Below are 26,904 nucleotides of genomic sequence, written 5' to 3' on the forward strand. Positions count from 1 at the left end.
TATTTTTTTGGATATTTTTATGCGGCGATTGTTGGTATGCAATAAATACCTGTAATATACATCAGTTAATAAAAAACAAAAATTAAGGTGTTTAAATGCCAGTTATCGCGCGGCAACAAGGGCAGATTGCAACACCTTATGATTTTCCCGACTGGCTCTACTGTTCGAATGGATGGGTGAAAATCTCGGATACATCGTCACGGCGAGAAAGCTGTAAACATCAGGGCTATCACAGCTTGTCCCGTCTTATGTAATCCGGTCGCCCTATGAACACCCTTGAGCAACTTAAAGATATCGAAGAAGCGATACTGAAAGCAACTTCAGTCGCAGCCCAGGCCGCCCTCAGGGGAGCGGAGAAATTCGCGCAGCCGTACCCAGCGCAACAAAGCGACGCAGGACGCGGCAATCAAAGGGAAGCGGCGCAAGGACTGCCCGAACCGATCGCCATTATCGGCCTGTCCGGGACGTTTCCGAAAAGCGAATCGGTAGCTGCATTCTGGCAAGCGCTGGACCGCGATGCTGCGCTCATCGAAGAAATTCCTGCCAGCCGTTTCGACTGGCGCGGTATGTACGATCCCGGCAGTAAGCGCGCTGGCAAAAGTCGCAGCAAATGGGGCGGCTTCATTCCCGACATTGCCGGCTTCGATCCGGCCTTTTTTAATATTCCACCCGGCGAAGCAGTTACGATGGACCCTCGTCAGCGCCTGCTACTGATGTCGGCCTACCAGACCCTGGCCGACGCGGGCTATGCGCCTGAAGCGCTCAAACAAAGCAAGACCGGGGTATTTGTTGCGATCCAGGATAACGAATATGTGCAGTTGCTCAGGGACGCGGGTTTCGATATAGGCGAATGGTATGCGCAGACCTGCTTGCTGGCCAACCGAATTTCTTACTATTTCGATTTTCGCGGCACCAGCGATGTGATCGATGCGCAGTGTCCGGGCGCCGCAGTCGCGATCCACCGCGCGGTCACCGCCTTGCGCAGCGGCGAAATTGAGCAGGCGCTGGTCGGTGCCGCCAATCTGCTGCTGCGACCAGAACCGTTCGCATTGTTATCGACCTCGGGACAATTAAGTCCAAACGATTCGGTCAATGCCTTCGGACTACATGCGCAAGGCCATATCCGCGCCGAAGGCGTGGCGAGTATGCTGCTGAAGCCTTTATCGAGGGCACTGGCCGATGGTGATGCGATTTATGCGCTGATCAAGAATTCAGCGGTCAACTATAACGGCCAGGGCGGTGCCTCGATTTCGGCACCGAATACAGAAAGCCATGCCGATCTGATTAAAACCTGCTATCAGCAAGTGCAGGCCGATCCGCGCGATATCCGCTACATTGAGGCGCAAGGCATGGGCAATATCCTGTCCGACCTGGTCGAATGGCAGGCTTTCAATCGTGCGCTGAAGGACATGGCACGGCAAAGCGAGGTGGCGCTGGTGCCGGGCGCTTGCCTCATTAGTACCGTCAAACCGATGATCGGGCATATGGAATCGGCCTCGGCGCTGGGTGCACTGTTCAAGGTGGTGCGCAGCATGCAGACCGGTGTAATTCATAAGATCATAGGTTTTACCGAATACCATCCGGACATGGATCGCGACGACCAGCCCTGCGCGATCGCCGCCGAAACCGTAGCGTGGCCGCGCCAGAACGGCAGCCGCCTGGCTGGCGTGCATTGTTATGGCATGGGCGGCGTCAACGCCCATCTGTTGATAGAAGAATATAAGCAGGAGCGCCCGGCCTGCAACGCCGATGATGCCGATGAAAAGCACGAACATCCGGCACAGGCGCTCATCGTACTGTCCGCCAAAAGCGCGAGCGGTCTGAAGGTGATGGTAGCGGCGTTGCATCAATTCCTCGTCGAAGACGCGCAGCAGACCCGGCTGGCCGATATCGCCTTTACGCTCCAGGTCGGACGTGAAGCGATGGCGCATCGTATTGCCTGGGTGGCGCAGTCGCCTCCGGATCTGATGATCGGATTACAAAAATTTCTCGGCGATGCCAGCGATATCGGCGGCGAACTGCCCTTTGTTCCGGTCTATCAGGGTGTTGCTAAAATTGCTTCGGCCAATCGCCATGCGACCCCGGGTTGGCAAGGTATACAGGACGAAGGCAATTTACACGCGTTGGCATCGTATTGGGTCAATGGCAGCGCAGTCTCCTGGACAGCGGTGCATGCCGGCAAACGTTTCAGCCGTGTCCGGCTGCCTGGCTATCCGTTCGAAAAAAAGCGGTACTGGGTTAACGTCAATGCCGCAGTCAACCTGCCTATCGATTATGTTAAGCCCGGATCGGGCCATCACTTTGGATGGGACGGAGCACAAGCGATCAAACGTTATCTGATCGCACAACTCGCTGAATTGCTGCAACAGCCGGCGGCGCAGATCGATCCGGAACAGCATTTGTACGACTTCGGCATCGACTCCATCATGGGCATGAAATTGTTACGTGGCGTGGCGCAGACCTTCGATCTGGAGGTGCAGGGTCGGGATATGCTGAATTATCCGACGATTCAGGCCTTGTCGCAGCACTTTGGACAACGGTTGGATCGGTCATCGACGCCGGCAGTGCCAGCCGGTAAAGCCGCTTCGTCTGTGCGTAATCCAGGGTCGTGGTTGCCGCTTTCAGAAGGACAAAAAGGCTTGTGGATGTTGCAGACACTGGCCCCGGCGATGAGCGCTTACAACATTCCGATGTGCTTCCATATCGGGCAGCCGGTCGATGCCGCAGCCTTGCAGCAGGCATTCGCTTTCATCCTGCGGCGCTATCCGATACTGACTAGCGTCTTTCTTCAGCAGGACGGTATGCTGATTCGCGAGAGTCGGCTCGATGCCATCGCCACACTGCAGCACGAAGATGTCGCCGCCATCGAGACCGAACAATTGCCGGCGTTTATCCGTTCGGTCGCCAAGCGACCGTTCCAGCTCGACGCGGGCGGACTGGCGCGTCTGCATTTATTTAGCCGCGGTGAAAGCGATCATTACCTGTTGCTTAGCGTGCATCACATCGTGTTCGACGGCGGCTCGTTTTTGCCGGTAATGACCGCCTTGTTCGATGCGTATCGCAGGATTGCACAAGGCCAGATGCCGGACGTCGAAGACGGCAGTAGCCATGCGGATACCGATTCTACCGAAGCCTATGCTGATTTCGTACAATGGGAGCACACTATGCTGGCTGGTCCGGAAGGCGCGAAACATAGCGTTTATTGGGCCCGGCAACTGGCGGGCGAACTGCCGTCACTCAATCTGCCTACCGATTATCCGCGCGCCGATGTCGGCCGCTTCGAAGGTAGAACGCATTCGCTACGGCTCAATCCAGTACTCAGCCAGCAAATCAGAAGCTTTGCCCGGCAGCAACGTCTGAATCTGTCGTCGGTCTTCCTGGCACTGTTCAATCTGATGCTACAGCGTCATTCCGGGCAGGACGAGATGGTGATCGGCATGACCGAAAAAGGCCGCTCGCAAGAACGTTTTGAAAATGCCGTCGGCTATTTTATCAACATGCTGCCGATACGAATAAAGTCCGGCAAAGGTAATTCGAACAAATCGCTGACCGACCTGACGCATGAACTGCAACTGATCATGGCCGACGCCATCGACCACGCCGCTTATCCGTTCCAGGCGATGGTACAGGATCTGCAGCTTACGCCGGACGCTGGCTTTACACCGGTGTTCCAGGTCGCCTTCGAATATCAGAATGTCTTTTCCGGCGGCGACTTGCTGCATTTCAACCATCGCTTCCAGGACAATATGTCGGCGATCATGGTGGAAGAGATCGCGCAGGAGGGCGAATACGAATTGGTGCTGGAAGTCAGGGATGACAAGGAAAATTTCTCCCTAAACTTCAAATTCAATCCGACGCTGTTTAAGCCGTCAAGCATCGCCAGGATGGCAGAACATCTGGTTCATCTGGCCAGCGAGGCCATTGCCCATCCCGAAATGGGCACTTCGGCGCTCGCCATGTTACCGGAAAAAGAACAGAAACTTCTGCTGGATACCTGGAACGACACGGCCGTAGCCTATCCGGCGCAGTGCTGTTTTCATCAGCTATTTGAACAGCAGGCACGCGCCACGCCGGATGCGGTGGCCGTTATTTTTGAAGACCATCAACTGACCTATGCGGAGCTGGATCGCAGGAGCACCCGGCTGGCGTGCCACCTGCAACAACAGGGCGTTGGCGGATTGCAGCCAGAAGGACTGATTGCGGTGTGCATCGATCGTTCTCTCGACATGCTGGTAGCGCTCCTGGCCGTGGCCAAATCCGGTGCCCCCTGGCTGCCGATGGACCCGGGTTATCCGGACGAACGGCTGGGTTTTATGCTAGCCGACAGCAAGGCCGCGATTGTGCTGACACATTCAGCGCTGCAGAAACGATTGGGCCACCTCACAAAGGGCACTGCAGCGGTGATGGTGCTCGCGCTCGACAGTGAGTGGGATACAGAACCCGCAGCGCAGGTATTGCAGCCTGTCGTTAACGCCGAAAGCCTGGCGTATGTGATCTACACGTCCGGCAGCACCGGGGTGCCTAAAGGCGTGATGATCCGGCACCGCGCGCTGACCAATTTCTTATTGTCGATGGCCAGGGCACCGGGCTTTACCGCCGCCGATCGCCTGTTGGCAGTGACTACATATTGTTTTGATATTGCGGGACTAGAACTGTTCCTGCCGCTTATCACCGGTGGTTGCTGCTGCATTTGCCCATCCGCCAAAGTCAACGACACGGTCGCATTACAGCAGGAAATCGCGCGCTTGCGTCCGACCGTGATGCAGGCCACGCCATCGACCTGGACCATGTTGTTCCATGGGGGCTGGCGCAATACCGAAGGTCTGAAAATACTGTGCGGCGGCGAAGCTTTGTCACAAGCGCTGAAGCAGCAATTTGCCGACAGTGGCAGCGAAGCCTGGAATATGTTCGGCCCAACCGAAACCACCATCTGGTCCACGGTCGCGCGGCTTGCCGAGGATAATCACGATGAGAACTGTGGCGTTATCTCTATCGGTCGTCCAATCGCCAATACCCAGATCGTCATACTCGATCGCGAAAACCGGCTCGCACCGATCGGCTTGCCGGGTGAACTTTGTATCGGTGGCGATGGCCTGGCTATGGGCTATTTCAACAATCCGGTATTAACTGCAGAAAAATTCATTGATCATCCGTTCAAGCCGGGCACCAGACTTTATCGCACCGGCGATCTGGCGCGCTGGCACGAAGAGGGCGTGTTAGAACACCTGGGGCGGCTCGATCATCAGGTCAAGATCCGTGGTTATCGTGTTGAACCGGGCGACATTGAAAGTGCGTTGAACCGTCATGCGGTGATCGCGCAGAGCGTCGTTGTCGCGCGCGACCAACAGGGCGGGAAGCAACTGGTCGCCTATTACGTCGAACGTGCGGGTCATACAATCTCGCCTGTACAATTGAAAAGCTATCTGGTCAAACATGTGCCAGCGCATATGGTGCCATCCCTTTTTGTCGCGTTGTCTGAAATTCCGTTACTGGCAAACGGCAAAACCAACCGCAATGCGCTGATCGCGCGCGACCCGTTGGGTGCACTAAAAACTTCTGATTCAGACGCAGAAATATCGCCGCGTTCCAATCGCGACCAACATCCCTCGCTGCAGGAAATCGAACGCACGATATTGGGAATCTGGCGCAAGCTGCTTAATATCGAAACCATCGGTATTACTGATGGTTTCTTTGAGGTCGGCGGTAACTCTGTGCTGTCGGTCATGCTGGCGCAGCAGATCAGTGCTTATTTTGACGTTGAATTTAATGCGCCGGATCTGTTCAGGTATTCGACGGTGCAGGATATCAGTCTGTTCGTTGCCAAAGCCCGTAGCCGCCCCGATAACGGTGGAGGGGGGGCGGCACCCGGAGTGACAGCATCTGATGAACATCAACTGACCGTAGAACCTACGTCGGCCGATGCCGCAATGGCCAGCGCCGTCGCCGTTAGCACCGACTATCCGGATTACTATCGCGACAGCCTCGCGATCGTGGGTATTTCCTGCCAGGTACCGGGTGCCGGTGATCACCGGCAATTCTGGCAAAATCTCCGGCAAGGCAAGGAAAGTTCGACCCCGTTGTCGATCGCCGCGTTGCGTGAGGCTGGTATACCTGAAGCGGTGCTCAATGATTCACATTTCATTCCGGTGCAATACAGCATGGATGGCAAAGACCTGTTCGATCCTGCGTTCTTTAATATTTCCGCGAAAAATGCTGTTTTCATGGACCCGCAATTCCGCCTGCTGCTTCAACATTCATGGCGGGCGATCGAAGATGCCGGCTACGTGGCTGGCGAGATTCCTGAAACGGCCGTTTTCATGTCGGCCGGTAATGGATTCTACAAAACTTTACTGCATACGTCCGGCACGGTAAACGCTGCGGACGAATACGCAGCGTGGATCGCGGGCCAGGGCGGCACTATTCCGACCATGATTTCCTATCAGTTAGGCCTGAAAGGGCCAAGTCTGGCAGTACATTCGAATTGTTCGTCGTCGCTGGTCGGCCTATATCTGGCCAATCAAAGTTTACAAATGAACGAGGCGAAATACGCACTGGTCGGCGGCGCCAATCTATTTCCGATCGCGGGTGTCGGTCATGTGTACTGGCCTGGCATGAACTTTTCCAGTGACGGCCATTGCAAGACCTTCGATGCTACAGCCGATGGACTGGTGGGCGGCGAGGGCGTTGCGGTGATAGTCGTGTGTAAGGCCATTGATGCTATTGAAGCCGGCGATCATATTTATGCATTGGTGCGTGGGGTCGGTGTCAACAACGACGGCGCCGACAAGGCGGGCTTTTATGCGCCCGGCGTTAAGGGGCAGGCCGAACTGATTCAAAAAGTGCTGGATACCACCGGCGTGGACCCAACCGACATCGCCTATGTGGAAGCGCATGGGACCGGCACAAGGCTCGGCGATCCGGTCGAGGTGATGGCATTAAACGAAGTCTACCGGCGCTATACGGATCAGAAGCAGTTTTGCGGCATCGGTTCAGTCAAACCTAATATTGGGCATCTGGACACAGTCGCCGGTCTGGCTGGCATCATCAAGCTGGCGCTCAGCCTGGAACATGGCGAAATTCCGCCGTCAATCAATTACCGTGAGCCGAATCCGGCAATCGGTTTCGAATCGACCGCCTTCCGAGTGGTGGATCGCCTGACTGCATGGCCAGTTGGTAGCGAGCCGCCACGTGCGGCGCTTAGCGCGTTCGGCATCGGCGGCACTAATGCACACGCGATTCTCGAGCAATATCGTCCGCCTTCTGATCAGCACGATAAGGATCAGAGCGCAGCAGCAACGCCACTGGGGCAACAGCGCGCCCAGATCGTCGTGCTGTCGGCAAGGACCGGCAGCCAACTGCGCGCGGTTGCGGCCCGATTGCACGATCATCTCGAAACCGGACTACACGTCGGCACAGGAACCAATACCGCCCCGATCATGATGATCGACCTGGAAAATTTGGCCTACACGCTCCAATCCGGTCGTCAGGCAATGGAATGGCGCGCCGCATTTGTCGTCGACAGTATTGATGTTCTTGTTGACAAATTGCGCCAGTTTTCCGACGGTGTTGACGTTATCGATGGCTATTTCCCTGGCGCGATCCAACCGGGTGCGTCGCGCTCACCCGGTACTGATAACGAAGATATTCAGGATTTGCTCACGCTCTGGCTAACCCGCGGTCGATTGGACAAGATTGCTGTCGCGTGGGCTGCTGGTAAAACAATAGATTGGTCGTTATTGCATGCCAACGGTAAACGGCGGCGCATCAGCCTGCCGACCTACCCGTTTGAGGGCCAGCGCCACTGGGTCGATACGCCAGGGGCGGGATTCACTAATGCCAGCGATCTTTCCAGAAACGACATTCTGTACGCACCGCTGAATCCGGAAATCGGTGTCGGTGCGACTTTGGTGGCCTGTCCGGCATGGCGGACCCAGGCGGTCAACGCGAAAGCAATGCTGGTTGCGGTACCTGTTGTCGATTGCCGTCTGATTATTGTTTCAGGACTGACACCTTATGCGCTGGACGATCTGGCCCGACGCATGCCGGATAGCCGCCTCGTGGTGCTACAACCTGACGGCGCGACGCTTGCCTTGCGTTATCAGGCGCTCTGCCTGCAAGTTTTCGACGTCCTAAAAGACATCGCCGCGGACAATACCAACAGGACCTTCGTGCAATTGCTGCTTGCCGGACATGGCGAACGCGCCGTGTTTACCGGGCTGAGCGGATTGCTGAAAACAGCGCAGCTGGAAAATCCCAGGATAACGGCCCAGCTGATTGATGCTGGCCCTGATGACATAGCCGAATCCCTGTCGATGAAGCTGGCGGAAAATCGTCATCATCCTGCCGATGCGGCGGTCTGTTATCGGCCGGACCGGTCCTTGCTGGTTTGGGACGTGCTGACCGATGACGGCAGCGAAAATGCATCCGCAATAGCATTGCCCTGGAAAGAAGGCGGCGTTTATTTATTAAGCGGCGGCGCCGGTAGGCTGGGCCTGCTCTTTGCCGAAGAAATCGGTCGGCGACTACACACCGCAACCGTAATTCTGTTGCACCGATCTGCGTTGACCACGACGCAGGCCGGCAAAATCGCCACGCTGCAAAGGGATGGTATCAGCGTTATCGCAATGCAAGGCGATGTCAGCCAGCGGCAGCATGTCGATAGTGCGGTCGCCGATATCGTGCGGAAGTTCGGCAAAATCGATGGCATCCTGCATTGTGCGGGCGTGATCCACGACAACTTTATCTTGAAAAAAACCGTCGTAGAATTTGAAACAGTATTGAGCGCTAAAGTAATCGGCACCGTCAACCTGGACGGCGCGGTCCGCGAGACCGGTACCGATCTCGATTTCTTTGTGCTGTTTGCATCGGCAGCGGGTATCGTGGGCAGCGCAGGGCAAGCCGATTACTGCGCCGCTAACGGTTTCCTCGATGCATTTGCATCTGAACGCAATGCGCTCGTGGCGACAGGACGCGCGCGTGGGCGGACGCTGGCGATCGACTGGCCATTATGGCGCGACGGCGGCATGCGTATTGATGCGGTAAACGAGCAAGCCTTGTATCTCGCCACCGGTTTGACGGCGATGCATAGTAAAACGGGCTTCGCCGGTTTTTATCGCAGCCTGGCTTGCGGTCAAACGCAAACCCTGGTGCTGGAAGGCGATGCTCTGGCGCTGAAAAAAATGCTGGCTATCGGCGCTTCACCGCCTGCCACGTTCTCGGGATTGGCGATACCGCCAGACCACACGGCCGGTCACGAAGCAGCCCGTAACGAGGATAGCGAAACGTTACGGCAAAAAACCACGCATCAGTTAAAAATATTGCTGGGGCAGACAGTCAAGATGGCGCCGGATCGCATCCAGTCGGCTGAGCCGATGGAGCGATACGGCATCGATTCAATTGCGATTACGCAACTGAATCAACAGCTTGAGAAAATTTTCGGGCGTATTTCCAAGACCCTGTTTTATCAGTATCAAACTGTCAATGCACTGGGTGATTATCTGGCGACTACCTATCCCGATGCCTGTCGCGTATGGACCGGGTTAGACATTTTGGCGCGTTTCAACAATCCGTCGAGCGCGCCGTTACACATTCCAGTAACGCAAGCCCGCATCGAACCTGCACCTGCGATCCAACCAACCTTGCATCGCCGAATCGATGAAGGCTATCGCCGCGCCTCGGTTTCCATCGGAACCGGCGCGCTGCAGGAGCCGATTGCCATCATTGGTATCAGTGGCCGTTATCCGCAAGCCGAAACGCTGGATGCGTTCTGGGAAAATTTGAAAAACGGTAAAGACTGTATCAGCGAAATTCCGGCCGACCGCTGGCCTATGCAAGACTTCTTCGAAGCGGATCCGAAACAGGCCGTCGCAGCAGGTAAAAGCTATAGCAAGTGGGGCGGCTTCCTCGACGGCCATGCCGACTTCGATCCGCTTTTCTTTAATATCGCGCCGCGCGAAGCGATCACCATGGATCCGCAGGAACGGTTGTTCCTGCAATGTGCATGGCAAGTGCTGGAAGACGCTGGCATGACGCGCGATGGCCTGCGCAAACCGCGCAAGCAGGCTGGGCAGGACCAGGCACAAAAAACGGCACAACCGAGTGTCGGCGTTTTCGTCGGTATCACCAAGACCGGTTTCGGTTTGTACGGACCGGAGTTATGGCGTCAGGGTCAGGTGGTTTTCCCGCACACCTCGTTCAGTTCGGTTGCCAACCGCATTTCTTATTGCTTGAACCTGAGCGGCCCGAGCATGCCAATCGATACCATGTGTTCATCGTCGCTGACCGCTATCCACGAAGCCTGTCAGCACATTCGCCATGGCGATTGCGATATGGCCATCGCCGGCGGCGTGAACCTGTATCTGCATCCGTCGACGTATGTTGGCTTGTGCTCGGCTTACATGCTATCCCGCGATGGACAATGCAAAAGCTTTGGCCAGGGCGGCAATGGTTTTGTGCCCGGCGAAGGTGTCGGCGCGGTATTACTCAAACCGCTGTCGCAGGCAATCGAAGACGGCGATGCCATTCACGCGGTCATTCGCAGCAGCAGTATTAACCATGGCGGAAAAACCAACGGCTACACGGTGCCGAATCCGAACGCGCAAGCGGAATTGATTCATGCCAGCCTGCAAAAAGCGGGCATTGATGCCCGCACTGTCAGTTATATCGAAGCACATGGCACCGGTACCGAACTGGGCGATCCGATCGAAATGACCGGGCTGACCGAAGCCTTCCGCCGTGATACCGCTGATACCGGTTTTTGTAGTCTGGGATCGGTCAAATCCAATCTCGGACATCTGGAGGCCGCTGCCGGCATCGCCGGCCTCAGTAAAATCATTATGCAAATGCGTCACGGCCAGTTGGCACCCAGCCTGCATGCGCGGGAACTGAATCCGAATATCGATTTCGCGGCTTCACCGTTTGCGGTTCAGCAGCAATTGGCCGACTGGCCCCGGCCTGTCGTCGAAAGCGATGGCGAAAAGCGCGAATATCCAAGACGGGCGGGGTTGTCGTCGTTTGGCGCCGGTGGCGCCAACGCGCATCTGATTGTGGAAGAGTACATCCCAGCGCGTACCAATGCTGACACTGCAGTCGGCACGCCGACCGCAGCACCATCCACGGTGGTTATTTTACTGTCCGCGAAGACGGAAGATCGGTTGCGTCAGGTCGCCGCTGATCTGCTGGCGTTTCTCGACAAGAGCAATGCAGAGGCCGATTTCGAAGCGAACTTTTTAAGGGGTATCGCCTACACCCTGCAAATCGGACGCGAAGCCCTCGATGAACGCCTGGGTTTTACAACTGCGTCGATTGCCGAACTGAAACTGAAACTGGCCGATTTCCTTCAGGCTGGCGCAGGTACGTCCGATCCCGATATCCATCGCGGCAAAATTGACCGGAATAAGGATCTTTTTGCGGCCCTCGCCGGAGATGAAGAATTTCAGGAGACCGTTGAGAAATGGATGGGGCGGCAAAAATTCGGCAAATTGTTGGAATTCTGGGTGAAGGGCCTGGCGATCGAATGGTCCCTGCTGTATGGGGATACCATACGCAGGCCACAACGTATCCGCTTGCCTTTATATCCGTTTGCACGGCAACGTTACTGGCCGGATAGCGGTAATGGCGTCGCTGCTGCTTCGGTCAGCGCCGCGCCTGCGCAAAAAACTGCGGATGCCGAATTGCTCGTGATGCGCCCGGTATGGGATACCGTGGACAGTTTCGGTGCAAGCGCGCGTGCGCTGCCTGACATCTTCCCGGCATCAACGGGGAAAATCGCTGTCATTGGCGGCAGCACGCTGCAACAAGCGGCGGTGCGGGAACAATATCCGCAGACGTTGGTGCTCAATCTGTTGCCGCTACAGGATACAGCGGCGATCGCTACCCGTTTGCGAGAATCGGAGCGACTCGATCATCTGTTCTGGATTGCGCCGGAAGGTACATCGTCGGCCATCGCTGACGCACATGTATCCGACGCGGGCCAGGATGGTGTCTTGCAACTGTTCCGCCTGGTCAAGGCGTTGCTTGCTGAAGATTACGGCACAGCTGATTTCGGCCTCACCGTTATCACCTCGCAGGCGCTTGGAGTATTTGACGGCGAGCACATTGATCCTTTTCACGCCGCGTTGCACGGCCTGGTCGGCAGTATGGCGCACGAATATCCCCATTGGCGTCTGCGTGCGCTGGACATGGCGGCCGCTTCCGACTGGCCGACATCATTATGGTTCCAGCCGCCACAGGCCAAAGGCGAAAGCACCGCGTGGCGCAGTCACGACTGGCTGCGCCAAAAACTGGTGCCGATGCGGATGCCTGCAGCGGTCAACGCAACAGAAGTCGTATTGCCCCCTGACATTTATCGTCAGCATGGCGTCTACGTGGTCATCGGCGGCGCGGGAGGACTTGGCCAGATATGGAGCAGGATAGTTATTCGCGACTATCAGGCGCGCGTGGTCTGGCTCGGACGCTCGGCCCCGGATACTGCATTGCAGGCCAAACTGGATGCGCTTGCGCCCTATGGCGTGCCGCCGGTCTATATCCAGGCCGATGCGCGCGATCCGGAGATGCTGCAGCGGGCTTATCGCCAAATCAGGCAGGAATACGGGGATATCCATGGCGTCGTAGTATCGACTTTGGGAGAGTACGACCAAAGCCTGGCGCGGATGTCGGAAGCGTTGTTCAGCGATATTTTGTCGATCAAACGCGATGTTAACGTCAACGTAGCAGAATGCTTCCGTGATGAACGGCTTGACTTCATGGCGTTTTTCTCATCAATGACGGCGTTCGCCAAGACCGGTGGGATGGCGGCCTATGCGGCGGCTTGCGCCTTCAGCGACGCGTTCGCGCAGCAACTGAATAACGAGCGCAGCACCGCAGTGAGGACGGTGAATTGGGGTTACTGGGATATCGGCGGCGGCACGCGTATTTCCGGCGCCTTGAAAAATCTGATCGAACAACGCGGCGTGCAGGCTATCGATGCCGAACAAGGCCTGGCTACGTTGAAAATATTGCTCGGCGGCCCGTTGCCGCAGTTGGCGGTAACGCGTACCAGCCAGCCGCAATTTATCGAAACCTATGTCGATAGCGAATGGAGCATGGTGCTTGACGGCGACGTTCGCAGCGCCGCCGATGCTGTCGCAGCTTATCTGCCAGATCAGAGCCTGGAGGCACCTTCGGAAAATCCGGGTACCGGCCTGCTCAACGACTGGATCGTGCGCCTGCTGTTCGTACAACTTCAATCGCTCGGCATATTGCAGCCGGGCCAGCGCTACCCGGCACACGATCACGCCGTCGACATGCGCCGTCAGGCTGGCATTATCGATAAGTACGCCCGCTGGTGGGAAGAAGGCCTGAACGTACTGCAAGAACATGGCTATCTGCATCTCGACGACGGTGATTTATGTGTGGCTGCCAACGGTAGTGGTGCAACCGGGTCGTATGCGAAATCCTGGCAAGAATGGGAACTGCAGAAACTGCAGTTCCTGGGTCAACCTGAGACGCGCACGCTGGCGATCCTGGTCCATGACTGCCTGGCGCAACTGCCGGAAGTGCTGCGCGGCCACCTGCCGGTGACCGATATTCTGTTTCCGAACGGCTCGATGGAGAAGATCGAGGGCTTGTACAAAAATAATCGCGTGTGCGATTATTTTAACGATGTCGCTGCGGGCGTGATCGACGCCTATATCGCACAGCGGTTGGCGGACGACCCGACGGCGCGGATACGGATCATCGAGATTGGCGCCGGTACCGGCGGTACCACGTCGACCGTGCTGCCGCAACTGGAACGGTGGCGCGCGCATATCGCGGAATACTGCTATACCGATATGTCGACATCGTTTTTTAACCACGCGCGCAAACGTTATGGATCGGCTTATCCCTATCTGACTTACAAGTTGTGGAATATCGAAGAACCGCTGGCGCAGCAAGACATCGACATCGGCGGCTACGACATCGCGATTGCCACCAACGTGTTACATGCAACGCGTAATATCCGCAACACCGTGCGCAATGCCAAAGCGGCATTGCGCCATAACGGGATTGCAGTATGGAACGAAATCAGCGACAAGACCGTGTTCGCCTCGGTATTGTTCGGCCTGATCGACGGTTGGTCGCTGGCGGAAGATGCGCATCTGCGCATTCCCGGTAGCCCGGGGCTGTATCCGGAAAGCTGGCGTACTCTGCTGCAACAGGAAGGCTACAAGAATGTGTTGTTTCCGGCCGAATCCGGGCATGGACTGGGGCAGCAAATTATTGTGGCGCACAGCGACGGCGTGATTCGCCAGCGGACTGGCGACAGCGATGGTGCGATCGAAAAAATGGCGGCAACGGCGATCCCGACAATTTCGGCGCGGGAAATACAAGTAAAAACGCTGGTAGAGACGCTGCCCGAACCACAACGGACAACGCAGCAAACAGCGCAACAGCCGCAGCCGCAGGATTTCACCGAAACCGTTCAAAACCTGATCTTGGACGCACTTGCCGCAGCCCTGACGATTGAACGGGGTGCGATCGAACCCGATGTGCCTTTTTCGGACTACGGCATTGATTCGATCCTGGGCGTGAGCTTCCTCCAGCAAATCAATAACGGCCTGTCGCTGAAGATGAACACCACCATCTTGTTTAGCTACCCCACGGTCGATCGACTTACCGCGCATATCACCACAGATCACGGGCCGCAACTCAAAAAAATGTTTAGTCTTGTAGAAATGGGACCGGCTGCAATACCGCATGCGATGGCGTCCAGAATACAGCCGACAGACATATCGATGCGTGCCGTGCTCAATGAGACCAGACGCTTGCCTATCGTTGCTGATACCAAATCTGCCGTAGCAACTGCCACCGTAACCGCCGTTGAGCCGCCGCGCGTTATCGTACCGACAGCCAGTCGCGCCGATCTCGATGGTATCGCCGTCATCGGACTGTCAGGTCAGTTTCCTGGTGCCGAAACCGCGGATGAGTTCTGGCGCAATATGGTGTCCGGCGTTGATCCGATAATCGAATTGCCGCAGCATTACCTGGACACGGACAGCTACAATCCCGACAAGCAGAGCGGCAAAAGTTACTGCAAGTGGGGCGGCGTGCTGGCGTCGCGCGATTGTTTCGACCCGATGTTTTTCAATATTTCGCCGCGTGAAGCCGAATCCATGAATCCGCACCAGCGCCTGATCCTGCAGGAAAGCTGGAAAGCGCTGGAAGATGCTGGCTATAACCCGAAAGCGCTGGCGGAAAGCCGTACCGGCATTTTTGTTGGTGCCGAACCGACTGCTTACGTTCACGAAACTTTTACCGGCGCATCCGATGCGATCGTGGCGTCGCGGCTTTCGTATTTCCTGAATCTGAAAGGGCCGGCTTTTGTCGTCAATACCGGTTGCTCGTCTTCCGGTATGGCTTTGCATCTGGCCTGCGAAAGTCTGCGTAGCGGCGAAACCGAACTGGCGCTGGCGGGTGGAGTGTTTGCGGTAATGGGGCAAACAATTTTGATCGGATTAGCGCAGACCGATATGCTCAGCCATAGCGGACGCTGCAGCACATTCGACGCCTCTGCTGACGGGATGGTCATGTCGGAAGGCGTCGGCATGGTTGCGCTGAAGCGGCTGGGCCAGGCCCTGGCTGACGGCGACGCAATTTACGGCGTAATCAAGGCTTCCGGCACCAATCAGGATGGTGCCAGCAACGGCATTACCGCACCGAGCGGCATCGCGCAACAGCAATTGATCGCTGATGTCTACCGCCGTTACCGCATCGATCCGGAACGGATCAGTTATGTCGAAACCCATGGTACCGGCACCAGGCTGGGCGACCCGGTCGAAGCCAACGCGCTGGTGAGTGCGTTCCGGCAATTTACCGACAAGAGCGGCTATTGCGCGGTCGGCAGCGCTAAATCGCATATCGGTCATACCTGCGGCAATTCCGGTGTCACCGGACTGATCAGCGTGTTACTGTCGCTGAAACATCGCCAGTTGCCGGGGTTGCGTAATTTCAGACAACTGAATCCGCTGATCGATTTCGACCAGTCGCCGTTTTATCCGAATAAAGAATTATCGTCATGGCGTTCTACCGACGGCCGCCCTCTGATGGCAGCGCTGAACTCGTTCGGACATAGCGGCACCAACGTCCATCTGGTGATCGAAGAGTTTGTTTCCGCCAATCCGGCCGAGCGCTTTGTGCAAACAGCGGGCCACCCGCAAGTGATCGTGCTGTCGGCCCGGGATGCTGTCCGGCTGACGGAGGCGGCCGCTAATCTGCTAGCGTTTATTCGTGCGCATGCCGTGGGCGAGGCAGAACAGGATATCATCTCGCTTGCCGATATCGCTTACACGCTGCAGACCGGGCGCGAACCGATGGAGCAGCGCATTGCGTTCGCGGTACAAGATCTGAACTGCCTGGGCAATGTGCTGGAGTCGATCGTTCAGAAGGGCCTGGAGGTAATTGCGACCGAAGCGCCGGGTACCGGACAGTTGTGGTACGGTTATGTCGAGCCGAAGCAGGGCAAAAAAAGCCGCGAGCAGCGCAGCGCGGCTTTCACGCCGCGCATAGCGCAGTGGTTGGCTGAAGCAGCGCTCGACGCACTGGCTGAAGCGTGGGTTCAGGGTACAGAAATCGATTGGTCCACACTGCGCCGCGATAGCAAAGTCCGTCGGGCGCATTTGCCTGCCTATTCCTTCGCGCGCGAACGTTATTGGAAACCTGCCGATACCCATTTAACAGCAGCAGGTGCCGCCAGGCGGTCCGTCGAATCGAACGCGTATTTGCATCCGCTGGTTCAGCGCAATACGTCCACGTTCGGGCGGCAGCGTTTTACATCGACATTCAGCGGCGATGAATTTTTCCTGACGGATCATCTTATCCAGGGCAATAAAGTGATGCCCGGCGTCGCGTATCTTGAAATGGCGCGTGCCGCCGTTAGCCATGCATTGGCATTAGAAGAGCCAGGACAGTCAGATAATGTGTTGAACCTTGGCAATATCGTTTGGACGCAGCCCGTGGTCGTTGGCGATGCGCCGGTGGAATTGACGATCAACCTGAATGTGGAAGCGGATGGATCGATTACCTACCGTATCAGCCATTACGGTCCGACCGGCGAAGAGCAATTGCACAATCAAGGGATCGCGTCGATAAGGCCCTCAGCGCTGCCGCTGCGGTTGGATTTACCCGCATTGCAAGCTGCCATCGGGCAGTCCGGCGCAACCGTTGCGGATTGTTATGCAGCACTGGAAGCTGCCAGCGTCCGCTACGGTCTGGCGCATAAGGGTCTGCAAACGATTTATAACGGCCACGGCCAGGTGCTGGCCGGCCTGCGCTTGCCGGCATCGCTTGCCGATTCAGCACATGCGTATGTTTTGCATCCGGCGCTGATGGACGCGGCATGGCAGTCCACCGTGGCATTGGCGCTGGATGGCACCGCCGTGAGAGGTGAGCTGCCGGTGTTACTGCCATTTGCGCTGGAATCGCTGGAAGTCCTGGGGCCGTGCGAAACGGCGATGTGGGCTTGGGTACGCCATAGCGCCAGTGCACCTGGCACCGCCGTGACGGCAGGTAGCGCTAGTGTGCAGCGACTGGATATCGATTTATGTACGGAGCAGGGTGACGTGCGGATGCGCATGCAGGGATTTACCTCACGTGTGCTGGTGACCGGCGATGCTGTCCCTGTTTCGTTGTCCGCGTCTTTCGAGAAACATCCTCTGCCGGGCACCGTGGATAAAAACAGCGCTGGTACGGAATGGACATCGTATTTCGAAAGCGACACATTTTTCCTGCGCGATCACAGCGGCTTGATGCCGGCTGCGGTTTATCTGGAAATGGCGCACGCTGCAGTTTTTCTGGGTCATTTCGACGGCAATACAGGATTCAGCCATATCGTCTGGCCTAAAGCCATGCTGACCAACGGCAATGGTGGTACGTTGACGACACGCGTGATGCCGGCAAACGGAAATGGCGTGCCGAGCTTCATCATCAGCGATGCGCAGGATGGCAGTATTTATTGCCAGGGCAATGTGGTTGCGGATTTTTCATCATTTACAGCCGTATTGCCTGCCAACTTCGATATCGCTACGGTGCAGACGCGCTGCCCGACGCTGCTTGGTCGGGAGCAATGCACCATGCTATTGCAGAACACCCACGGTCCATCTCTGATGAGTATCGACCAGTTGCGGTATAACGACCGTGAAGCACTAGCTTTGCTGCAATTGCCGGATGCGCTGACCGGTGCCGCCGCTTATTCGCTGCATCCGAGTCTGCTGAACGGCGCGATATTGAGCAGTGTGGTCTGGACGCTGGTAACGCGCCCCGGAGCCGGACCGGATTCGGTGCTGCCGATGCCGTTCAGTCTTGACCAGCTTCAGCTGCACAGGGCCTTACCGTCGCGGCTTTACGCGCATGTCCGCCGCTCTGCCGATGCGACCCCAGGGGCACAATTGGAAACAGTCGATATCGCTCTGTTCGATCTGGAAGGTCGGCCCCTGGCATTATTGTTGCGCTTGACGACCGTGTTCGCGCCGAACGACCGCCTGTTGTTTGCGACGCCGGAATGGACCGATAGCGTATTGTCCGATTCGCTGCCGTCTGTCCGCGCTGCCGCACCGGTCTTTATCCTCGCCGGCCCGCATGAGGTGTTGCAGGAGTCGCTGCAAACTATCTGGCCCGGGGCGCTCGTCGACATCATCCCGGCCTTGCGCAACGACATCGCTGCAGATTTGCAGGAAGGTATGCTGCAGGTGTTTGCGCGTTGCCGCCGTTTGCTGCAGGAAAAGAGCGGTGCCATACAGCCGCTGTTGCTGCTGGTGCCGCCCGGCGAGCATGCCTTGTTGTATGGCGGCATCGCCGGGCTGTTGAAAACCGCGCGTCTCGAACAGCCGCGCATGGCAGCCAAAACGATTTATCACCAGGTCGCCCCGAATGCTGACGGCTTTGACGAGGCGGCTTTGGGATGCCTGCTAGTCGGTATAGCGGCGGAAGTTAAATCGCCTGCCGGCGACGTTGACATTCGCTATGACGACAAGGGACAGCGCCAGGTCCGCACGTTGCGGGAAATCGCCGGGCAGGATAACGATGGTGATAGTGACAGTGACATTGGAGGCGGTACCAGTCATGCATTCCCATCCTGGCTGCCGGGCGCTGTGATTTGGATCACCGGTGGCCTGGGCGGCGTAGGCCGCTTGCTGGCCCGTCACCTCGGCGTTGTCAGGCAAGCGCGGCTGGTGCTGAGCGGACGGTCGGTGCCGGATGCTGACGCAATCGCTTTCATGCAATCCTTGCAGCAAGATGGGGTGGAGTTCATCTATCTTCAGACCGATATCGTGCAAGTCGCTTCGGTTACGCAAGCGTTAGCTGCCATCGAACAACGTTATGGCGGTCTTAACGGTATTGTGCATAGTGCCGGCGTAATCGAAGACGGTTACATTCTCAATAAGACCGACGAACAGTTCGCGCGCGTGATCGCGCCGAAAGTCGCCGGCGTGCTGGCGCTGCATGCCGCCACCTGCCATTTGCCTCTGGATTGCATGGTACTGTTCTCGTCGATCGCCGGCGCGTTGGGTAACCTGGGTCAAGCCGACTATGCGGCTGGCAACGCTTTCCTCGATAGTTTTGCGTTTTATCGTAACGCCCAGGTGCTGCAAGGCAAGGCCTCCGGGAAAACGCTCGCGTTGAACTGGCCGTTGTGGCTAGACGGTGGTATGCAAATGGGCGCGGCTAATAAAACGCTCATGCGCCAGGCGACCGGCATGGCGGCGATGGATAGCGCTTCCGGACTGCGCGCTTTCGAACGCTGCCTGGCCGGTGATCAAACGCAGGTGCTAGTTGCCTTTGGCGACAGGACCGCGATCCGCACGCGCCTGCTGGCATTCCGGCAGGATGCGTCCGAGACCAATTTTGCGCAGTATCTGACGCAGCCTGTGATGGAAATGGTTCGCGTCCCGGTGCCGGACCGCATGGCAGCGCGAACAGCAGTCTCCATTTCGATACCGATGCAAGTGGTCGCTGAAACTGTCATCAAGTCCGAATTATCGCCCATGCGATCCGTACTAATTCAAGCGACCCAGACTCAACCGGATCCAGTTCAACCTATGCAGCAGCAACAACAAAAACTGACATTAGCTGTCTCTGCAGAATTGATTCGCATAGTCGCCGATATCCAACGCATCCCAGTCGGGAAAATCGTATTGCAACGGGATTTATCGGTCTACGGTTTTGATTCGATCAGCTTCACTGAGTTCGCCAATGCGCTGAACAAGACCTATGCGCTGGCGCTGATGCCGACGTTGTTTTTCGAAATATCGAATCTGGCGGCGCTGGCGGCGTACATGATTGACCGCCATTACGCTGCGCTGCTGAACAAATACGGCGTGAATGACCCCCAGCCACCGCAGCCAGGCATCAGTCCGACTCTTCGCAACGATCTGCCGACAGCTAATCCAACTGCGTATCTGAAGATCGCGCCAGCGAGGTTGTCGGTGCCCTTGCCGACTCCGGCGCTACTGCGTGCCGTCACTGAGGCAAAAGTCTGGCCGCCCGTCCTGGCGACGAGCATCGATGCCGCGCCCGATACCGGCGCCATTGCCATAATCGGTATCGGCGGAAAATTTCCTGGCGCAAGCGACCTGGACGATTTTTGGCAACAACTGCAAGATAATCGGGACATGGTCGGCGAAGTGCCGCAGCAGCGCTGGGACTGGCATGCGATCTACGGCGATCCGCATGAAGAACCGGGCAAGACTAAAGTCAAATGGGGCGGTTTTATAGCGGACGCGGATTGCTTCGACGCACGCTTTTTCGGCATTTCTCCTGCTGAAGCCGAAGCCATGGACCCGCAACTGCGGCTGTTCATGGAAACGGTCTGGGCGACGCTGGAAGATGCCGGGTATCCGGCCTCCGCACTATCAGGCAGCAAGACCGGCGTGTTTGCCGGAGTTGCCACAGCAGACTATAAAGACATGCTGACCGAAGCAAGAAGCACGGGTCTGATTAAATCGCCGGCCGAGCCGTTCCCGTTCATGGTGTCGAACCGCGTCTCGTACTGGTTTAATTTTCATGGTCCGAGCGAAGTTATCGATACCGCGTGTTCCAGTTCGTTGATCGCTGTCAATCGCGCGGTCGAAAGCCTGCGCCTCGGCAATTGCGAACTGGCGCTAGCTGGCGGTGTCAATGTACTGGGCAGCCCGCGCATCACAATTGCGTCTGGCCAGGCGGGTCTGCTAAGCGAAGATGGCCGTTGCATGAGCTTTGATCAGCGCGCCAACGGTTATGTGCGCAGCGAAGGGGTGGCAGTACTGCTGTTGAAGCCGCTGCACAAGGCCATCGCTGACAGCGACCGGATCTATGGCGTGATTCGCGGCAGCGCCGAAAATCATGGCGGTCGTTCCGCTTCGCCGACCGCGCCGAACGCTGCGGCGCAAAAACAATTGCTGGTCGATGTCTACAGCCGCGCTGGCATCGATCCGCGTACCGTCAGTTACATAGAAGCACACGGCACCGGCACTGCGCTGGGCGATCCGGTCGAAGTCAACGGTCTGAAAGCCGCCTTTGCCGAATTGCATCAGCGTCAGGGGTTACCATCGCCGGCACAGCCTTATTGTGGAATAAGTTCGGTGAAGGCCAATATCGGTCATCTGGAAGCAGCGTCCGGTGTGGCCGGCATCGTCAAGGTATTGCTGATGCTGAAGCATCGCAAAATACCCGGAAATCCGCATCTCCGCACGCCAAATCCGTATCTGCAACTGGATGGCACGCCGTTCTACCTGGTGGATACAACTCGTGACTGGGGCCAGCCACTAGATTGTTACCAGCGTCCGTTGCCGCGCCGCGCCGGCGTTAGCAGCTTCGGCGTAGGTGGTTCCAACGCGCATGTAATCATTGAAGAATATGCGCCGTCCGTCGAGAACGCCGGGATCGTCATGGCGCCCGTCGCCGATACGACCGGTCCCGCGATGGTGGTACTGTCGGCCAGGAACGAAGAACGTCTGCGCGAATACGCCGTTCTGCTGCTGCAATTCGTTTACAAAGAACAAAGTACATTATCCCTGCACGACCTGGCTTATACGTTACAGATCGGCCGCGAAGCAATGCCCCAGCGGCTCGCGTTGCATGCGGTCTCGATCAGCGATCTGCTGCAAAAACTGCAGTCCTATATCGATCTGCGCACGCCCGCAGAGGGTATTCATATCGGTCAGGTCAGCGAGAACGATGAGAGCCTGAGGGCGTTTGCTGCCGATGAGGATATGGCCACCACTTTCGACGCCTGGATTGAAAAAGGCAAATACGACAAGCTGCTGGCGACCTGGGTTAACGGCATTGCAATCGACTGGCGCAAATTGCATCGCGGGGCTATAGCCAAACGCATCGGACTCCCGACCTATCCTTTTATTCGCCATCGTCACTGGATACCAGCAGCTGCAGCGCTGGCAAAAACCGTCGTCAGGCAAGAGGTCGAAGTACCGGACAACGTACTTCTGACCTTCGAAGAAGTCTGGGCCGAATCGCCGTTGCCGTCGTCAGGACTTGCCATCGATGCCATTAATAGTCTGCTTTGCTTCGTTTCCGGACAATCGCACCGGCAGGCCATTATCGCGCGCATGCACAATCTCAGCCCGCGCACCCGTTTGATTTTTGTCGAACAGGGCACCGGTCATCCAAATCTCGCTGTCGATGGCCGCTACCGAATCGACCTCGATCAGGCGCAAAGCGCTATTGAGGTGATGCAAGCTGTTCACGCCGGAGCCGGCCAGATTGATGCCGTACTTTACTTGTGGCCGCTGGAGGATGCGCGCTGTGTGCGTGACACCGGTCCTGTAGTGCAGTTGCTGCAAGCCATAATGGCGGCGGGACTGCAGCCACGTAAACTGATTTTGTCCGGCATGGCGGGACTGCCCGGCGGCGATCCACTTGACCGCTGCTATCTCGACGCATGGGTGGCCTTCGAACGCTCGTTGCGCGTAATAATGCCGCAATCGCAGGTCGCGGCGGTATTTGGCGACATGGAAAATACGGATACCAGTTTTTCAATGCAGGCATGGCTGTCAACGTTATGGTCCGAATTGCAGGCACCGCAATTGGGGAGTGCCATGTATCGCCACGGCATTCGACATGCGCTGCAGGTGCATCCACTGGTTTTGCCACCGTTCGAACATAGCCGCCTCAGACACGGCGGCACTTACCTGATTACCGGCGGCATGGGCGGTTTGGGCATGATGTTTGCCGGATATCTGGCGCAAACCTATGATGCCAGGTTGATCCTGACCGGCCGCTCGGCGTCAGATGACGCGATCCGGGCCAGGCTGGCCAGTTTTGGCGAGAAGGCGATTTATCTGCAAGCTGATGCATCCGATACAGTAGCAATGCTGGCCGGTATTAAGCAAGCCACGCAGCGCTTCGGCGCACTTCATGGCGTGCTGCATATCGCGGGCGTCAGCGGTGCCGCCGACCTGCTGCAGACCACGCCAGTCGATTTTCGACGCGTGCTGGACGCCAAGGTGGCAGGAACACTGGCGCTCGATGCGGCGCTGGCGCAGATGCTTCAGACGACGCCAGAGCAGAAACTTGATTTTGTCTGTTATTTTTCCTCGTCGTCAGCAATCCTCGGCGATTTCGGCTCCTGCGATTATGCGCTGGGCAATCGCTTCCAGATGGCCTATTCGCATTACCGAAACAGCCAGACTGCTCTTGCAGCGCTGCCAGGCAGGTCACTGACGATCAACTGGCCATTGTGGCAAGACGGCGGCCTGAAGGTAGGCGACAGCGAACAGACCCGTTTTTATCTAAAGTCCAGCGGACAATGCAGTCTTCGGACTGATGAAGGCCTGCAATTATTCGAACAACTGCTGGCACAAGACCGGCCGCAGTGCCTGGTGCTGGCCGGTCAGCCTGAAAAATTGCTACGTATGATTGTTGCAGGTCCGCAAAGCGCTGCGCCGCGCGCGGCGACCGGGACTGCCGTTGGAGGCATTGGCATTCGCAAAGCGTTGCAAGATCTCGATCTTGAACAATCTATTCAGAGTGATCTGAAAGATCGTATTTGCGATCTGCTCAATACGCGGCGCAACGAGCTCGATAAACACAGCAACCTGGCTGATTTCGGTTTCGATTCGATCAGCCTGACTGAATTTTCGCGGGTACTGAGCCGCTTTTATTCACTTGATATCACGCCGTCGGTGTTTTTCAGTCATTCGACGCTGCAGCGTTTGACAACGTATTTCCTGAACGAACATGGCACCGCCATGGCCGCGTTTTACAGGCAGCCGGTGGAGACCGCGCTGGCGCAGTCTCCCGCCCTGAGCGTAGCGTCTTTGCTTGCGGCAACCCGAGAGCCGATTCAAGAGTCATTCCAAGAGAAAATCCGTGCGGCGACAGCCGCAGATCTGCAAGAACCCATCGCCATCATTGGCATCAGTGGTCGCTTTCCGAGTGCACGTAACGTCGATGAGTTGTGGCAAATATTGGCAGACGGCCGCGATGCAGTCGAAGAAATTCCATCCGAGCGTTTCGACTGGCGCAAATTTTATGGCAACTCCACCCGGTCGGCCGACAAGACCAATAGCAAATGGTGTGGCGCCATTCCGGGTATTGCCGAATTCGACCCACTGTTTTTTGAGATTTCGCCGCTGGAAGCAGAGCGCATGGACCCGCGCCAGCGTCATCTGTTGCAGGAATCCTGGCTGGCCCTTGAAGACGCAGGTTTCGGCGCAGATCAGATAGCGCAGCAAAAAATCGGCATGTTCGTTGGCGTCGAAGAGGGCAGCGATTACCAGCGGCGCCTCAAGCACCTCAGTCTGACTTCTACCCATAACGGCATCCTGGCTTCCAGGCTAGCGTACTTTCTGAACTTCAAGGGGCCGGTGATGGCCGTCAATACCGCCTGCTCGTCGTCGCTGGTGGCCGCGCATCTGGCTTGTCAAAGCTTGCGCCAGAGTGAATGCGATACGGCGATTGCAGCCGGGGTCAACCTGATGGTATCGCCGGAAGCCTATGTCGGCATGACACAGGCCGGTATGTTGTCGCCGGACGGAAAATGCTACGTATTCGATAAGCGCGCCAACGGCATGGTGCCGGGTGAAGCGGTGGCGGTGGTTGTATTAAAACGTTTGTCGAAGGCAATCGCCGATGGTGATCCGATACATGCAGTGATTCGCGGTAGCGGCGTCAATTATGACGGCAAGACTAACGGCATTACTGCACCGAGTGGTGCATCGCAGACAGAATTACTGAATTCGGTCTATCGTCAGGCCGATCTGCATCCGCAGGATATTGATTACATCGTCACGCATGGCACCGCCACTCAGCTCGGCGATCCGGTCGAAATCAATGCGCTTTACGACGCTTTTAAAGGCAAGACCACTCGCCAGGGCTTCTGCGCATTGACCTCGACTAAGAGTAATTTCGGTCACACCTTCGCGGCGTCCGGACTGGTTAGCCTGATTAGTCTGGTGCAATCGCTGAAGCATGAAACGATTCCGGCCACGTTGCATTGCGAACAGGAAAACGATTACATCCGCTGGAACGAAAGCCCGTTCTTTGTCAACAAGCACAGTAAGGCCTGGCCTGCCGACGATCATAAATTGCGCATTGGCGCGGTCAGCGCGTTTGGCATGAGCGGCACCAATGCCCATATGGTGTTGCAGGATTACGTGAGTACGGCTGTTGTGCCATCGGCTGCTGAGCGGCCGACAGCGTCATATTTCCTGCTTGCGCTTTCAGCGAAAACCGCGTCCGCCCTACAGAAAAAGATTGAACAGATGCTGGCGTTTCTGCAAAAAGACGGCATCGCTCAAACGCAAACATTGGAAAATTTTAGTTACACGCTGCTGCAAGGACGTCATCACTTCCAGCACCGCCACGTGATCGTGGTGCGTGATAGCCGGGATGCCATCGCACTTTGGAGCGATGCACTGATGTCTGGCGGGCGCCATGCGCAAGCCAATTGCGTGCATGGTGTGGTTGACCGGGAGTTCACCGGACAGCGCGCCATACGCCTGTATATCGATAGCCTGACGCAGCAGGCGCCGTCCATGCAGCAGTCGCTTGAATATCGCGATAATCTGCTGGCGCTGGCTGATTTTTATTGCCAGGGGTATGAGATTGCATGGGCGAATCTGTATCCGCAACGACCGCAGCGCATCAACCTGCCCGGGTATCCGTTTGCGCGTGAGCGTTACTGGATCGAGGAAGAAAGCGCTGCTCCGGCAGCCCCAATCGTCCCGCCTCAGGTGAAACCGCAGCACAACCTTCGGTCGGAACAGTCGATGCATAGCTTGTCGTTTCTTGAAATGGCGCGTACCGCCGCGCAGGAAAATGCCACGCATCCGGTCTCCGCTCTAAAAAACATGGTGTGGAGCCGATCGGCCTATCGCGAAAATCAAGCCGGAAAGCCGACCGTCTTGCTACACCGGAAAGCTGGCGATCTGCTATATTCGATCGCTACTTCAGGCGGCAACGATCACATCGGCGAAATTGCGCTGAGCGCTATGGCAACTGTCGCCATGCCGCCTCCGGTCGACCTGTCGCTACTGCGCGCTGGCCTGCAGCCAGTCGATACCGAATGCGTCTATGCCTCTGACGTCTGTCATGGCGCGTCCGTGTTGCTGGCAACGCTGTCGCTGCCGCCGGAAAGTGATACGCACCATCGGCAAATGCAGTTCCAGCCGCTGTTTCTGCATGCCGCATGGGAGTTGCTGCAAATTTTTGTGCAGAGCGATGTCGCAACATCTGGCATGCCGGTCCGCTTGCCGCTGCTGCCTTCGTCGCTACGAAGGATACAGGCCTGTGGCAGGCTGCCAGAGCGGGTCACGCTGAAACTGGTGCGTAAGGCCGGGGTCGGCATGGAGCAACAAAAAGTCGATATGACATTCTATGACGTGCAGGGAAGCGCCTGTCTGTATTTGCAAGACCTGACCGTTACGACACAAGAAAAACTGATCGATATTTAAT

At 56.9% G+C, this 26,904-nt stretch carries 1 protein-coding gene; it reads left to right on the plus strand.

From position 1 onward, the window contains the following. Positions 1–266 precede the first annotated feature (266 nt). Positions 267–26,903 (plus strand): non-ribosomal peptide synthetase, encoded by a 26,637-nt coding sequence (locus ACXX82_RS00090; protein WP_458562031.1) that lies wholly within the window; start codon positions 267–269, stop codon positions 26,901–26,903. Position 26,904 lies beyond the last annotated feature (1 nt).

The organism is Glaciimonas sp. GNP009, assembly GCF_054343755.1.